General features: G+C 61.9%; 9 protein-coding genes. 4 read left to right on the top strand and 5 right to left on the bottom strand.

Features of this window, described 5'->3' with window-relative positions:
• Positions 1 to 493 precede the first annotated feature (493 nt).
• The 5 genes from GGQ74_RS12420 to sat form a co-directional block, all read right to left on the bottom strand.
• The gene (locus GGQ74_RS12420) at positions 494 to 2,401 is read right to left on the bottom strand and encodes a SurA N-terminal domain-containing protein (protein WP_167941859.1); all 1,908 of its coding nucleotides are present in this window, start codon (positions 2,399 to 2,401) and stop codon (positions 494 to 496) included.
• A gap of 30 nt (positions 2,402 to 2,431) precedes the next feature.
• Positions 2,432 to 4,357, bottom strand: coding sequence for an aconitate hydratase (locus GGQ74_RS12415; protein WP_167941858.1), 1,926 nt, complete (start codon positions 4,355 to 4,357; stop codon positions 2,432 to 2,434).
• A 54-nt stretch (positions 4,358 to 4,411) separates the two neighbouring features.
• Positions 4,412 to 4,681, bottom strand: a complete 270-nt coding sequence (locus GGQ74_RS12410; protein ID WP_167941857.1) for a hypothetical protein — start codon at positions 4,679 to 4,681, stop codon at positions 4,412 to 4,414.
• Positions 4,644 to 6,311, bottom strand: coding sequence for a chorismate mutase (locus tag GGQ74_RS12405; protein ID WP_167941856.1), 1,668 nt, complete (start codon positions 6,309 to 6,311; stop codon positions 4,644 to 4,646). Before GGQ74_RS12405 ends, GGQ74_RS12410 begins: the two co-directional genes overlap by 38 nt.
• Positions 6,312 to 6,774: 463 nt before the next feature.
• Complete coding sequence (gene sat / locus GGQ74_RS12400) at positions 6,775 to 8,061, bottom strand: sulfate adenylyltransferase (RefSeq protein ID WP_167941855.1); 1,287 nt, start codon at positions 8,059 to 8,061, stop codon at positions 6,775 to 6,777.
• 891 nt (positions 8,062 to 8,952) lie between these two features.
• On the opposite strand from sat, the gene aprB reads away from it, so the two are divergent.
• The 4 genes from aprB to GGQ74_RS12380 all read left to right on the top strand — a co-directional run bounded on the left by aprB (position 8,953) and on the right by GGQ74_RS12380 (position 15,142).
• On the top strand, positions 8,953 to 9,438 hold the full coding sequence (aprB, locus tag GGQ74_RS12395; protein ID WP_167941854.1) for an adenylyl-sulfate reductase subunit beta: 486 nt from the start codon (positions 8,953 to 8,955) through the stop codon (positions 9,436 to 9,438).
• A 60-nt stretch (positions 9,439 to 9,498) separates the two neighbouring features.
• Positions 9,499 to 11,493: an adenylyl-sulfate reductase subunit alpha gene (aprA, locus tag GGQ74_RS12390; protein WP_167941853.1), complete on the top strand. Its 1,995-nt coding sequence runs from the start codon at positions 9,499 to 9,501 to the stop codon at positions 11,491 to 11,493.
• A 148-nt stretch (positions 11,494 to 11,641) separates the two neighbouring features.
• Entirely contained in the window at positions 11,642 to 12,880 is a 1,239-nt protein-coding gene (locus GGQ74_RS12385) for a CoB--CoM heterodisulfide reductase iron-sulfur subunit A family protein (protein ID WP_167941852.1), read from the top strand.
• 6 nt (positions 12,881 to 12,886) lie between these two features.
• Entirely contained in the window at positions 12,887 to 15,142 is a 2,256-nt protein-coding gene (locus GGQ74_RS12380; protein ID WP_167941851.1) for an FAD-dependent oxidoreductase, read from the top strand.
• The last annotated feature ends 9 nt before the right edge of the window (positions 15,143 to 15,151 follow it).

Raw genomic sequence — 15,151 nt, 5'->3', positions numbered from 1 at the left:
AGGGCCGTGGGCCCTTAACAATCCCAACTAGGGCTTCGTCCGTATAAGCCACACGACCCGCCAAGGGCACCCACGCCCATCGCATATCAGGGGTCCTGGGGCCAGCGGCCCCTTGGCCGGCGGAGCCTACGGCTTGCATGTGGCAGCGAACGACACGCCCCAGCCACAGCGCTCGCCGCTGCGCGGAGCACAGCCTCCGGCGGCCGGGCTCTGCCCGGACCCGGTCAAGGGGGTGACCCCCTTGACAATCCTCACTAGGGCTTCGTCCCTATAAGCCGCACGCCCCGCCAAGGGCACCCACGCCCATCGCATATCGGGGGTCCAGGGGGCCAGCGGCCCCTTGGCCGGCGGAGCCTACGGCTTGCACCCGTCAAAGAACGATACGGCCCAGCCACAGCGCCCACGCGATACGGCAGGACACAACTGACGCCCACAAAAAAGCCCGCCGGAGGGACTCCGGCGGGCTTGATGATGGCTCGATATGGCGATGGGGCTATTCGAGAACGCGGCTATCAGCGACGCGAATCTCGGCCTTGTCGCGCAGGGACTTCAGGAAAGCCTGGAACATTTCGTTTTCCTTGGTCCGGGTAAGGGCGTCGAGGACGTAGTCCTTCTGGGTATTCCAGAGCTTGTCGGAAGGCATGACGCGCTCGACCATACGGGCGATGACGACGCCTTCGCCGACGGTGTAGGACTGGGGCAGCCAGTTGCTGACTTCGGTCAGGAAAGCGGCCTCGACCAGTCCGGGATTCATGCCCAGTCCGGGGATGAAGCCCTGACGGCCGAACTCGGCGCTCTTCTCCATGGACTTGCCGTATTCGGCCATGGCGGCCTTGGCCTTGTCGGCATCGCGAAGCTCGGCGAGCACGGCATCGGCCTTGCCCTGCGCGAGGGCGGTAGCGCCCTGACGCTTGAGAGCCTCGACGATCTGCTCGCGCACCTCGTCGAGAGGAGCGATGGTCGCCTCGGTCTCAGCGACCTTGAAGGCGATCATGTAGCCCTGATCGACGCTGACGGGAGTGTCGGTTCCGGTGCCAAGGGAGGTGGAGAAGAGCCTGTCGGCGTCCTCTTCGCTCACGCCGAGGCGGGAAGCGAGCATATCCTTGGTCATGGGACCGGTCTGGACAGCGGTCAGACCAGCATCGGCAGCGATCTTGTCGATCTTGTCACCGGCGAGAATCTGTTCGAGGGCCTGATCGAGAACGTCGGAAATGCGCTCGGAAGCCTTCTCCTCGGCGATGAGGGAACGAATCTCCTCACGGGCCTCGTCGAAGGTCTTGACGCCAGCGGCGCGCTTCTCGTCCACGCGGATGAGATGCCAACCGAAGTCGGTACGCACGGGGGCGGAAACGTGACCAGCCTCAAGGGCGAAGGCGGCCTTCTCGAAAGGCTCGACCATGGCGCCACGGGGGAACCAGCCGAGGTCGCCACCGCGCACGGAGCTGGGGCCCTCGGAATACTTTTCGGCAAGCTGGGCGAAGGATTCGCCCTTGGACAAACGGCCCTGAATGTCGAGAAGCTTCTTGCGGGCGGTTTCAACCTCGGCAGCGGAAGCGCCGGGGGCCACCTTGATGAGGATGTGGCGAGCGGAAACCATCTCGGGCTGCTCGAACTGCGACATGTTGGCGTCGTAGTAGACCTTCATCTCCTCGGCGGTGACGTCCTGACGGGCGGCAAGGGCGCGGGGGGTGAAGGTGAGGGTGGCGAAGTCCGCAGTAGCGGGACGGCGGAAGTTCGCCTCGTTGGTCTTGTAGAAGTTCTCGATGTCGGCGTCGGCCGGGGTCACCTGATCGGCGAAGTCCTTCCAGCCGAAGAGCAAGTACTCAATGCGGGCCTGCTCGGCGGCGAAGCGGAACATGTCGTAGGCTTCCTCTTCGGTGACGGTGACCGAGAGGTTCAGGTGCTTGCGCAGCTTCTCGCTACGGATCTGCTCGGCCATGTCAGCCTCAAACTCGGCGGGCTGCAGGTGGCTACCGCGCAGAACGGCCTGATAGACCAGGGTATCGAAGGCGTTGTCCTTGTTGCGGAAGGCCTCGATTTCAAGGATGCGGGCACGGATCTCGTCCTTGCTCACAGTGACGCCGAGCCTGTCGGCCTCGGCAGTGAGGAGCGAGTCGTTGATCATGCGGTTAAGCACCTGATTCTTGAATCCGGCGCTGGCAAGGTCATCGCTGGAGATGCCGGGATTCTGACGGCGCAGGGCCTCGACGGCCCTCTGATAGGCCATCTCGAAGTCCTTGATGAGGATGGGGGACTCGTTCACGTAGGCGAGAACGGCACCGCCATTCGCGCGGTTGCTCAGGGTACCCGAGCCAAAGGCGAAGACGAAGACAACAATGATGATGCCGAACAGGATCTTCACGATCCAGGAACTGGCATGCTGTCGCATTCCGTCGAGCATAGATTCTCCCGGTAGTCGAAGTGTATTGCGTTAGCGTCCAAGGGACTGGCGAACGGAGTTCAACAGGCCGCCTGCCTGAATAATAGCCAGCTCTTTTTCCGTCAAATCATTTGTAACTTTAATGCTTTCCTCGCCGTTGACAAGCACTTCGAACATACCGCCGGGGGTGATGAGGTGCGTGTCGATGACAATGGAGTCACCTTCGGCGATGCGCTCATAGTCGTCCTTGTCGGCGAAAATCAGCGGCAGAATGCCGAAATTGACGAGGTTGGCGCGATGGATGCGGGCAAGGGACTTCACGATGACCGCGCGCACGCCGAGGTGGCGCGGGCCAAGGGCCGCATGCTCGCGGCTGGAGCCCTGACCGTAGTTCTCGCCGCCGACGATGACGCCGTGCCCGGCCTCGCGGATGCGCGAAACGAATCCCGCGTCCACTCGCGAGAAAATATACTCGCTGATGGCGGGGATGTTGGAGCGCAGCGCGGTGATCTGGGCACCGGCGGGCAGGATGTGGTCCGTGGTGATGTCGTCGCCGACCTTGAGCCGCACGCCGGTCTCGATGGTCTCGGCCAATGCGGGAAACTGCTCCAGCGGCACGATATTCGGTCCGCGCTGGATGTCCATGCCGCGCCCATCTGCGGGCGGGAAGATGAACAGATGGCGAATGTCCGGCGTCCTCTCGGGCAGCACGGGCTTTTCGGGAGCATCGCCCCACGTGGCGGGATCGGTGAACTCGCCGTTCAGTGCGGCCATGGCCGCGGTCTGCGGGCTGACGAGGTAGACCTTGGCATCCTGCGTGCCGCTGCGGCCTTCGAAATTGCGATTGAAGGTGCGGGCAGACACGCCGCCGCTCACGGGCGAACCGCCCATGCCGATGCACGGACCGCAGGTGCATTCGAGAAGACGCGCGCCTGCGGAAATGAGCGGGGAGACGAGGCCCTCGGCGGCAAGCATGGTCAGAACCTGCTTGGAGCCGGGAGAAATCATGAGGTCGGTGGTGCGGCTCACCTGACGGCCATCGAGCATCCGCGCAACGGTCTTGAGGTCGGCATAGGACGAGTTGGTGCAGGAGCCGATGGCGGCCTGATCGACCTTCAACCCGGCCAGCTCGCGCACGGGAATCACCCGGTCGGGCATGTGCGGCTGGGCGGCCAGCGGTTCGAGGCTCGACAGGTCGATCTCGACGGTCTCGTCGTAGACGGCGTCGGCATCGGCGGAAAGCGGCGTCCAGTCGCCCTCGCGTCCCATGGCGGCGAGGAATTCGCGGGTGCGCTCGTCGCTGGGGAAGATGGACGTGGTCGCGCCAAGCTCCGCGCCCATATTGGTGATCGTTGCGCGCTCAGGAACCGAGAGTGTAGCCACGCCGGGACCGCAGTATTCCATCACGCGTCCCACGCCGCCCTTCACGCTCAAAAGGCCGAGCAGGTGGAGGATGACGTCCTTGGCGGTGGCCCAGCCGCGCAGTTCGCCGGTGAGATGCACACGGACAACGCGGGGCATGGAGATGAAGTAGGGTTCGCCAGCCATGGCCAGCGCGACGGAGAGGCCGCCCGCGCCCATGGCCAGACAGCCCAGACCGCCCGCGGTGGGGGTGTGGCTGTCCGAGCCGATGAGCGTCTTGCCGGGAACGGCGAAGTTTTCGAGATGAAGCTGGTGGCAGATGCCTGTGCCCGCAGGGGAAAACACGATGCCATACCTTGCCGCGACGGTGCGCAGATAGCGATGGTCATCCGGATTGCGAAAACCCATCTGCAAGGTGTTGTGGTCGACATAGCTCACGGAAAGCTCTGTCTGCACCCTGTCGAGTCCCATGGCCTCGAACTGGAGATGGGCCATGGTACCCGTGGCGTCCTGTGTCAGCGTCTGGTCGATGCGCAGGCCCACTTCCGCGCCGGGGACCATGTCCCCGCTCAGTCTGTGGGCGTCGATGATCTTCTGGGTCAGGTTCAGGGGCATGCGTAATCCTCTCGGGCTGTGGCGGCCCCGCAGGGCCGCCTGAAGTGCAGAATCCTAGAACAGGAAACCGTTGTCAGCCTCGGCCATGCGCAGGCGGTTCATACGCCGCCTGCGGATTTCCATTTCCGTGTCGAGTCGGAGCTTGTCCTGCTGAAGGTGAAAAATCTCCTGCGCATAGAAGACCCCATTTTTGGGGTCTTCAGCGTTGCGGAGATTTTTCACCTGAGCCTCCGCCGCTTCCTTCTGGAGCTTGAACTCCTCGAATTCGCGGGAAAGGGTTTCGATGTCATCCGATACGGACACGTCGTCCTTTCTTGTCTCCATCGTCATCGGGTTCCTTCTTCTCGATTTTCGGTGTGAAACCATTGACGAAAAGCTGCCAGAACTCCGGCCACAGCGCGGCGAGATCGCCGGGGTTGGCCAGCACGATGCCGGGGGCGGCATACGACGCGAGAGCAAGCCCGAGGCTCCACTCCGGAGCGGGGCTGACCCACGACGCACCCTCTTCCCACATGCTGCCGCGAGGAGCGGCCGCCACGACGAGCTTGTCGGGGCTGACACGCACAAAGCGGCCAAGACGTTCGCCAAGCTCCATGGCAGCGGCGGAGTCGAAGCCCTCGCCCACGGCCACGCGTGCGCCGGAGCGGGACGCGAAACCGGCGGCAAGCGCCAGGGGCGCGAAGCGCGGGCAGACAGTCACGTCGAGATCAAGCTGTTCGGGACGCTCGCCAAGCTCGCTGACGATGGCATCCTTGCCGACCTCGACACGCATGCCAAGAGCCTTGAGAAGCTCAACGGCGGCCATGGCCACAGCGTTGTCGGCGGGCCAGACGCCCGCAAGGCGCACCTTGCCGCTGCCAAAATGCGGGGCGGCGAGAAGCGTCGTGCAGAGCATGGGATCAAGGGCCAGCCGGGGTGCCTTGGGCATTGCGTAGCGGGCGCGGGCAACGGAGAACGAGTCCTCAGTCAGCGTGCAGGGAATGCCACACTCCTTGAGCACAGCCGCCACACGACCAAGCAACCCGCCATCGTTCCAGTCGGAACCCCAGGTGAACTCAATGCCATCGGGGAAGGTGGGACCGAAGAGGGCCATGGCTGCGGCCGCCTCGGCGGGGAACCCTTCGGGCACGCGGAAGCGATTGGTGGTCATGCCACCGCTCTCCATGCGTACGGGCACACCGTTGGACTGCGGCTCAAGCGTGGTCAGGCGAATGCCCAGTCCGGACAGGACGTGAATGACCGGGCGCAGATCCATGACCTTGAGCGGCGTACCGCCCGAGAACATGGAGATGCCCGGCTCGGGCATGGCCATGGCCAGCATCATGTAAAAATTCAGCTCATCGCTGCCAGCGAACACGGTCTTTCCGGAAAAGTCCGGAACGGCACCAGTGCAGCGGACCACGCCCTTCTCGCGAGAGATGGACGCGCCAGCCTGATTGAGCGCCTTGACCAGTTCGACGATGGGATCGTTGAGCACGACCGGCTCAAGCGTACACTCGACGCCAGCGGCCGCGGCGAGCGCAGCCCACATGCGGGTTTCCACAAGGGCGCGCGGACCGGGCATGTCGAGGGAGAGCGTCTCGCGGCGGGGGCGCATGATAAACGCCTTCTCGCCTTGCTCGTCCGCCTGCGCGTAACCGTAGGCGAGCCCGTTGGAAAGGTTGAAGAGCTTGCGGACGGTCGTGGCGTCGAAGCCCTGGCGCTTGACCAGTTCCTCCCACACCGCGCGCATGGATTTTTCCTGACTGGGGTCCACAAGGGACTTGCCCTTGCGCTTGCGCGACCCTGCCGCCTTGGCCAAAAGCGTCGTGCGCCGGGCCAGAATGCGCGTCAGCTGGCGGTCGATGTCCACCAGTTCCTCTGTAATAGACCACTGGTCCCGCGCGGCGGGGCGAGCCTCGCGGCTTTCGCCGTCACGTCTGGAGAATTTCTTGTCGTACTTTTTTTCGTTCATATTTTTTCCGGTATGCAGAAAGGAAGTCCACCTACGTATCCTAACTCCACCCGGTGGGCAAGTGCCGCGCGACACCGCTACACGACCGGACAGCGCCTGTGGTACGCTCAAGGCACCGGCCGACGCGGCCCCCATGGCGCAAAGTCCGGGCATGGACAGCCCTTACGCCGCAGGTCAGGAGGTGAACGAAACCGGACATGCGACTGCGCCACTATACGCGCTCGCGCAGCACTTCGTGAAGTGCCCATGTCCAATTGTGAGCGCGCCAAGTCTCGTCAAATTCCTAATGCGATTCGCCAGACGCGGGAATCGTTCGTCCTGCGCTGGCACCACGGGCACCGCAGAGCGGCCGGGACCACAGCGCTCCGCAGGATTTGCGCCCGGCGCACATCGGCGACTTACAGAAAAAGGGAGGCGCCCGCAGGCGCCTCCCCGTGAGAGCAGAGAGTCAGAGAGTAGAATCCTACTTCATCTGGTCGCCGGAAGCGGCGCCCTGCATCTTGATCTCGACCTTCTCGGTCAGACCCTCGTAGTAGCTGCGGAGGATCTCGAGGACTTCGTCACGGCCGAAGTGATCCGGAACCACGGCGCCCTCGGAAAGGGCCTTACGCAGCTTGGTGCCGGACAGGATGACGCGGTCTTCCTTGGTGTGCGGGCAGGTGCGCAGGGAGGCCATGCCGTCGCACTTGAAGCAGTAGAAGGTCCAGTCGATCTTCATGGCCTTGCAGAGCAGAGCCTTTCCGGGCACCGCGCAAGCTTCCTCGAAGGTGGCGTAGGGGATGCGATCAAAGATCTCCTGAGCCTCGAACAGACCGTAGAAGTCGCCCACACCGGCATGGTCGCGACCGATGATCATGTGGGAGACGCCGTAGTTCTGACGGAAGGTGGCGTGCAGCAGGGCTTCGCGGGGACCGGCGTAGCGCATGTCGAGCGGGTAGCCGCCATTGATGATGTTCTCCTTCACGAAGTACTTCTCAATGAGGGTCTGGATGCACTTGATGCGCACGTCAGCCGGGATGTCGCCGGGCTTCAGGTTGCCGATGAGGGAGTGGATGATCACGCCGTCGCAGACTTCCACGGCGATCTTGGCCAGGAACTCGTGGGAACGGTGCATGGGGTTGCGCAGCTGCAGAGCGGCAACGCGGCTCCAGCCACGCTCCTCGAACATGGCGCGGGTCTCGGCGGGGGTCAGGTAGACGCCCGGGAAACGGTCACGGTAGGTGCCCTCGGAGAGGACCTTCACCGGGCCGGCCAGGTTGAAGCGGCCCTGAGCCATGACCATTTTCACGCCGGGATGGTCTTCGAGAGCCACATCCCAGAAGCGCTTGGAGTCTTCGCCTTCACCCTTGAAAACGGTCTCGCATTCCCACTTCTTCTCGTCCTGGGAAAGCTCGTACTTCTCTTCGACCTTCATGGTGGCGTAGACGATACCGTCCTTGCCGACCAGAGCGATCTCGTCGCCAGCGGCAACGGCTTCGTCATTGGTGTCGCAAACGACAGGTACGGGCCAGAAGGTGCCGTCGGACAGCATCATCTTCTCGCAGACGCTCTTCCAGTCGGCCTTGCCCATGAAGCCATTCAGCGGAGAGAAACCGCCGATGCCCATCATGATGAGGTCGCCCTTCACGCGGTTGGAGATTTCAATCTTCTTGAGGCCTTCGGCCTTCTTGACTTCAGCTTCCAGCTCAGAACCTTTCAGCAGGCAGCAGACGAGGCCCTTTCCACCATGAGGGGGCAACAGCTTGGACATGTTGTGGACTCCTTTACCTATTGTTGATTGAAATTTCACAAACTCAGCCTTAGCCTTTCCAGCGGTCGGCCCTGTTTCAGCCCAGAAAGGGGTGTCGCACAGATGCGCAGGGCGGCCGAACTCAGTCAAAAAGCTTTGCATGAAGCCCGTTCGTTGGGGTTTGTGAAAAAAATGCGCAAATGTCAAGTACCCCCTAACGCCCCATTTTCGACAATTCCCACGTAGGGCCAGCCACTGGGCGGTTCCCGAGGCTTTTCCTTTTTTTTCGCCAAGCGGCTTCAGGCATGGATCAAGGGCAATTCCGGACGCGAATTGCGCAATCTTTCACGACGATCGAACGCCATCCACGTCCCCCAATACATATTAGAGGGAAAATCCGACAACGGCGCGCACGGTTCGCCGCCGCACCCGACCGACACCCCTTGCAATGAGAATTCAATGAATGTATAGGGTTCTGTGCATTTTCAAGGACCAAGCCGCCCTTTGACACAAAGCCCCGAATTCGCCCGCAAGAGCGCGGCATTGGCCAATCGAACCGCAGCTTGGGATATTATTCACTTTCGTCTTGACAGTTTATCGGGGGCTTGCTAGTGATTGCCCTGCTTGTTCATTCCATCACAAGCGTCGAAAAAGACACTAATCCCCGGTGTTTGATGGGAAAGGCGAATGCCTCCCAGCTCGACAGATGGCAAGCTGCAAACGACCCACCGTAGCGTGTGGGCAGGCTCTCTGAGAACAGACAGCGTCACACAAGGACGCTCCAGTGCGCCGGTCATACCGAAAAAAAGCGGGGAGGCTCGGTGCTTCCCTGTTTTTCATTCTCCTCCGCTTACGGTGGGGATGTTTTAGGAATGGTTGTTGTTTCAACCCTAATTTGTTGGAGGATTCACTATGCCTACTTATGTCGATCCCTCAAAGTGCGATGGATGCAAAGGCGGCGAAAAGACCGCTTGCATGTACATCTGCCCCAACGACCTGATGATCCTCGACCCCGAGGAGATGAGGGCCTACAACCAGGAACCCGACGCTTGCTGGGAGTGCTACTCCTGCGTGAAGATCTGCCCCCAGGGCGCCATCACCGCACGCCCCTACGCCGACTTCGCTCCCATGGGCGGCACCTCCATTCCGCTGCGCTCCTCCGAGGACATCATGTGGACCGTCAAGTTCCGCAATGGTTCCGTGAAGCGCTTCAAGTTCCCCATCCGCACCACCCCTGAAGGCTCCATCAAGCCCTTCGACGGCAAGCCCGTGACCGGCGATCTGGACACCGAGTTCCTCTTCACCGAGACCGCTCTGACCGATCCTAAGGAAGCTCTCGGCAAGAAGTTCGACGTGACCGATGCCGACAAGACCTTCGTCGTCAAGGACGTCCTGTAATCAGGTTCAAGTGCGATACGCGCTGTCCTCACAAAGACAAAAAGCTTAAGGAGCACTACAATGCCTAAGATTCCCGTTAAAGAAGCCCCTCGTGGAATCGCTCTTGCCGAGCCGACCATTGAGGAACGTGACGTTGATATTCTCCTGATCGGTGGTGGCATGGGTAACTGCGGCGCTGCGTTCGAAGCCGTTGCCTGGGCCGACAAGTTCGCCCCCGAAGCCAAGATCCTGCTCCTCGACAAGGCCGCTCTCGAGCGTTCCGGCGCCGTTGCGCAGGGCCTGTCCGCCATCAATACCTACCTCGGTGACAACGATGCTGACGACTACGTCCGCATGGTCCGCACCGACCTCATGGGCCTGGTCCGCGAAGACCTGATCTACGACCTCGGCCGCCACGTCGACGACTCCGTCCATCTCTTTGAAGAGTGGGGCCTTCCCGTGTGGTGCAAGGACGACAACGAGAAGAACATGGACGGCGCCGCTGCCAAGGCCGCTGGCCGCTCCATCCGTTCCGGCTCCAAGCCCGTTCGTTCCGGCCGTTGGCAGATCATGATCAACGGTGAGTCCTACAAGTGCATCGTGGCCGAGGCTGCGAAGAATGCCCTTGGTGAGGAGCGCTACATGGAGCGCATCTTCGTCGTGAAGATGCTCCTCGACGCCAACCAGCCCAACCGCATCGCCGGCGCCGTTGCTCTGAACGCCCGCGAGAACAAGGTCCACATCTTCAAGTGCAACTGCGCCGTGGTTGCCTGCGGCGGCGCCGTTAACGTGTACCGCCCCCGCTCCACTGGTGAGGGCATGGGCCGCGCTTGGTACCCCGTTTGGAACGCCGGTTCCACCTACACCATGTGTGCTCAGGTTGGCGCCGAAATGACCATGATGGAAAACCGCTTCGTCCCCGCCCGCTTCAAGGACGGCTACGGCCCGGTTGGCGCATGGTTCCTGCTCTTCAAGGCCAAGGCTACCAACTACAAGGGTGAAGACTACTGCGCCACCAACCGCGCCATGCTCAAGCCCTACGAGGATCGTGGCTACGCCAAGGGCAACGTCATCCCGACCTGCCTGCGCAACCACATGATGCTCCGCGAAATGCGCGAAGGCCGCGGCCCCATCTTCATGGACACCAAGACCGCCCTTCAGACCTCCTTCGCCACCATGTCCCCCGCCGAGCAGAAGCACCTCGAGGCCGAAGCTTGGGAAGACTTCCTCGACATGTGTGTTGGCCAGGCCAACCTGTGGGCTGCCATGAACTGCGCTCCTGAAGAGCGCGGCTCCGAGATCATGCCCACCGAGCCTTACCTGCTCGGTTCCCACTCCGGCTGCTGCGGCATCTGGGTTTCCGGTCCGGACGAGGCTTGGGTGCCCGAGGACTACAAGGTCCGCGCCGACAACGGCAAGGTCTACAACCGCATGACCACCGTCAACGGCCTGTTCACCTGCGCTGATGGCGTTGGCGCCTCCGGCCACAAGTTCTCCTCCGGCTCCCACGCTGAAGGCCGTATCGTCGGCAAGCAGATGGTGCGCTGGTACGTGGATCACAAGGACTTCAAGCCCTCTCTCAAGGAGACCGCTGAAGACCTGAAGAAGGAGATCTACCGTCCTTACTACAACTACATGGCTGGCAAGGACGCCTCCACCGATCCCGTGGTGAACCCCGAGTACATCACCCCGAAGAACTTCATGATGCGCCTCGTTAAGTGCACCGATGAGTACGGCGGTGGCGTTGGCACCTACTACACCACCTCTCAGGCTCTTCTGGACACCGGCTTCTGGCTGCTCCAGATGATGGAAGAGGACTCCCTCAAGCTGGCCGCACGTGACCTGCACGAACTGCTCCGCTGCTGGGAGAACTACCACCGCCTGTGGACCGTGCGCCTGCACATGCAGCACATCCGGTTCCGCGAGGAGTCCCGCTACCCCGGCTTCTACTACCGCGGCGACTTCCTGGGCCTGGACGACACCAAGTGGAAGTGCTTCGTGAACTCCAAGTACGATCCCGAGAAGAAGGAGACCGTGCTGTTCAAGAAGCCCTACTACCAGATCATCCCCGACTAAACACTACTGAAACGGCGGCCGCGGGCATTGCCCGCGGCCGCTTGCTCAGAAAAATGGTCTAAGCCTGAGCAGCTGCGAATGGTTTCCTTGTTCAGGGTTAGGCCATTTTTCAAACTGGCCCGAACCTGATTTCGTAGGGAGGATTGAAATGCCAAACAACAGCGTGCTCGTTGTCGGTGGCGGGTTCAGCGGCATTACGGCCGCCCTTGAAGCCGCAGAAGTCGGCCACGAGGTTTTTCTTGTCGAGAAAACCCCGTTCCTCGGTGGAAGGGTCTCTCAGCTCAATAAATACTTTCCGAAGCTCTGCCCGCCTTCCTGCGGTCTCGAGATTCAGTTCCAGCGCATCAAGAAAAACCCCCTGGTCAAGATCTTCACCCTGGCGGAAGTGGTTTCCGTTTCCGGCTCCAAGGGCGACTACACGGTTACCGTGAAGATCAAGCCCCGTTACACCGCTCCCAACAGCGTGGACCTCAGCGAAGCCGCAGGCGAACTCACCGCCTCCACTCCCAGCGACTTCGAATTCGGCATTGGCAAGCGCAAGCCGCTGCATATGGATATGCCATTCGCATACCCGAGCCGCTACGTCCTCGAAAAGGGCGAATGTTCCAAGGCCGAGCTCGAAGAGCTGGCCGAAGTCGACGGCATCAACCTCGAGGATGAGGAAAGGACCGTGGATCTCTCCGTCGGTTCCATCGTCGTCGCAACCGGTTGGAAGCCCTACGACATGAGCAAGCTGACCAATCTCGGTGCCGGCCAGTTGGTCAACTGCGTCTCCAACATGCAGATGGAGCGCATGGCCTCCGCCAGTGGTCCCACCGGCGGCCAGATTGTTCGCCCCTCCGACGGCAAGGCACCCAAGCGCGTGGCATTCGTGCAGTGTGCCGGTTCCCGCGACGAGAATCACCTGAACTACTGCTCCTACATCTGCTGCATGGCCTCCCTCAAGCAGGCCACCTATGTCCGCGAGCAGCACCCCGACTGCCAGGTCACCATCTTCTACATCGACCTGCGCACCCCCGACCGCTACCAGAAGTTCCGCAACCGTGTGCTGGAAGACGAGAATATCCACACGGTCAAGGGCAAAGTCGCCGATGCGGTTCAGGGCGAGAACGGAAGCGTGATTCTCACCGTCGAGGATGCCGTGGCGGGTACCAAGTCCCACGAGACCTTCGACATGGTCGTCCTTGCCACCGGCATGCAGCCCACCCTGTCCGAAGAGCAGCTGCCCTTTGATGTTTCCGTGGACGAAGACGGCTTTGCCGCCGGCAACGAAGAGAAAGGCATCTTCGTGGCAGGTTGCGCCAAGAAGCCGCTTGACGTCATGAAATCTGCTCAGTCTGGCACTGGCGCCGCCATGAAGGCCATCCAGACCGTGAGAGGGAGGTAATTCACAATGGCCGAAAAAATTGGTGTCTATTTCGACGAATCAAGCATCGGCCAGTACTTCGACATCGAGGCGCTGGTCGAGTTCGTGAAGACCCGCTGGGCTACCGCATGCCCCGTGGTCACGTCCCACCCCGTACTGCCGGGTGAGGACGGTGTGAAGATGATCAAGGCGGACATCGAAGCCGGCACCATTGATGCCGTGCTCGTCTGCGGATCGTCTCCCCGCATCGACTGGGAGTTCTTCGACTTCGGAAAGAGCGTCCCCTCCGAGCGCGTGAACCTTCGCGAACAGTGTGCCCTGTGCTGCCCCGCCGAAGCTGGCGAGGAGACCAAGGTGCTCATGGCCAAGGACTACATCAACATGGGCGTGATCAAGCTCCAGAAGACGCGTGTCCCCGCGCCGGAGCAGATCGAGACCGTGAAGACCGTCCTCGTGGTCGGCGGCGGCTGGACCGGCCTGCATGCCGCGCTGCACGCGGCGCGCGCTGGCTACAACACCATTCTCATCGAGAAGGAAGCCGAGCTTGGCGGCCACGCCGCGAAGCTGCACAAGACCATCCCGCTCTGCCATCCCTACACCGAAGCGCACGAGACCGGCATCGAGAAGCTCATCGCCGATGTGCAGGCCGAGTCGCGCATCAAGGTGATGACCGGCACCACCATTGCCGCACTGGAAGGCGCTCCGGGTTCCTACACCGCCAAGTTCTCCAACGGCTCCGAGGACAAGATCGGTGCCGTGGTTCTGGCCACCGGCTGGGTGCCGCAGGATGCCTCCATCCTCGAACCCCTCGGATACGGACGCTTCAAGAACGTCGTCACCACTTGGGACGTCGAGGAAATGGCCAAGAACGGCCAGCTGCTGCGCCCCTCCGACGGCAAGCCCGCCAAGCGCGTCGCCTTCCTGCTCAATACTGAGAAGGCCGAGCCGAGCGACCTCTTCAAGCCCAAGGCTCCCGCCGCACCCGTCGAGGATGAGGCCAAGGAAGAAGGCGAGGACAAGAAGGCCCACAAGCACGTTGACCTCGAAAGCGCCCGCCACCTGCCCTACTCCAGCGCGGTCAACTCCGTGATCTCCCTCAAGGAGGCCGGATACGTCACCGAGCAGTACACGGACGGTCAGGCCTACATCATCTACAAGGATATGCTCGTTCAGGGCATCCACGAGAAGTACTACAAGGCCGCGCAGGACAACCCCGGCGTGATGCTGACCAAGGGTACCATCGTCTCCGTCGAGGAAGACACCGATGGCAGCCTGCTGGTCACCGTGGCCAACACCCTTCTCGGACAGGACTTCGAGCTGAAGGTCGACATGGTCGTCGTTCCCACCGGTATCGTGCCCACCACGGCAAAGAATCCGGTGATGAACTTCAAGTACCGTCAGGGCCCGGCCTTCCCGGACCTCGACCTCTTCGACGGCTTCTGCGACTCCAACTACATCTGCTTCCCCTACGAGACCCGCCGCACCGGCGTGTACGCAGCGGGTTGCGTGCGTCAGCCCATGTTCATGGACAACGCCGAGGATGACGCCGCTGGCGCCGCCCTCAAGGCGATCCAGTGCATTGAGTCCGCCAACCGCGGCGTGGCCGTGCATCCCCGCTCGGGCGACCTGACCTACCCGGTCTTCAACTTCGTGCGCTGCACCCAGTGCAAGCGCTGCACCGAGGAATGCCCCTTCGGCGCACTCGACGACGACGAGACCGGAACGCCGAAGCCCAACCCGACCCGTTGCCGTCGCTGCGGCACCTGCATGGGCGCCTGCCCGGAGCGCGTCATCAGCTTCGACAACTACAACGTCGACCAGATCGGCTCCATGATCAAAGCCATCAACGTTCCGGACGACATGGATGCCGGTGGTCCCCGCATCGTGGTTCTCGCCTGCGAGAACGACGCATACCCGGCCCTCGACATGGCCGCCATGCGCGGAAAGACTTGGAGCCCCTACGTCCGTATCCTCCCCGTGCGCTGCCTGGGTTCCGTCAACGCCATCTGGGTCGCCGACGCGATGTCCAAGGGCATTGACGGCGTGATGATGCTCGGCTGCAAGTACGGCGACGACTACCAGTGCCACTTCGTCAAGGGCTCCGAGATCTGCAACCGCCGCAAGGAAAACATCGCCGAAACCCTCGAACGCCTTGGTGTCGAGCCTGACCGCGTCGAACAGTACCAGGTCGCCATCGACGAATACGACAAGCTTCCTGCGATGATCGAAGAGTTCCAGAACATGATTCTGGAAAAGGGCCCCAACCCGTTCAAGGGCTACTAGGAGGAGATA

It is taken from the genome of Desulfobaculum xiamenense, assembly GCF_011927665.1.
Classification (GTDB): domain Bacteria; phylum Desulfobacterota; class Desulfovibrionia; order Desulfovibrionales; family Desulfovibrionaceae; genus Desulfobaculum; species Desulfobaculum xiamenense.
Note: the sequence above shows the minus strand (reverse complement) of the source record. Positions and strands in the feature narration are given on the sequence as shown.

Coding starts and splice junctions, on each gene's coding strand:
- sat (WP_167941855.1), bottom strand. CDS start 8,061: ATGTCCAAGCTGTTGCCCCCTCATGGTGGAAAGGGCCTCGTCTGCTGC.
- GGQ74_RS12420 (WP_167941859.1), bottom strand. CDS start 2,401: ATGCTCGACGGAATGCGACAGCATGCCAGTTCCTGGATCGTGAAGATC.
- aprB (WP_167941854.1), top strand. CDS start 8,953: ATGCCTACTTATGTCGATCCCTCAAAGTGCGATGGATGCAAAGGCGGC.
- aprA (WP_167941853.1), top strand. CDS start 9,499: ATGCCTAAGATTCCCGTTAAAGAAGCCCCTCGTGGAATCGCTCTTGCC.
- GGQ74_RS12410 (WP_167941857.1), bottom strand. CDS start 4,681: ATGGAGACAAGAAAGGACGACGTGTCCGTATCGGATGACATCGAAACC.
- GGQ74_RS12385 (WP_167941852.1), top strand. CDS start 11,642: ATGCCAAACAACAGCGTGCTCGTTGTCGGTGGCGGGTTCAGCGGCATT.
- GGQ74_RS12405 (WP_167941856.1), bottom strand. CDS start 6,311: ATGAACGAAAAAAAGTACGACAAGAAATTCTCCAGACGTGACGGCGAA.
- GGQ74_RS12380 (WP_167941851.1), top strand. CDS start 12,887: ATGGCCGAAAAAATTGGTGTCTATTTCGACGAATCAAGCATCGGCCAG.
- GGQ74_RS12415 (WP_167941858.1), bottom strand. CDS start 4,357: ATGCCCCTGAACCTGACCCAGAAGATCATCGACGCCCACAGACTGAGC.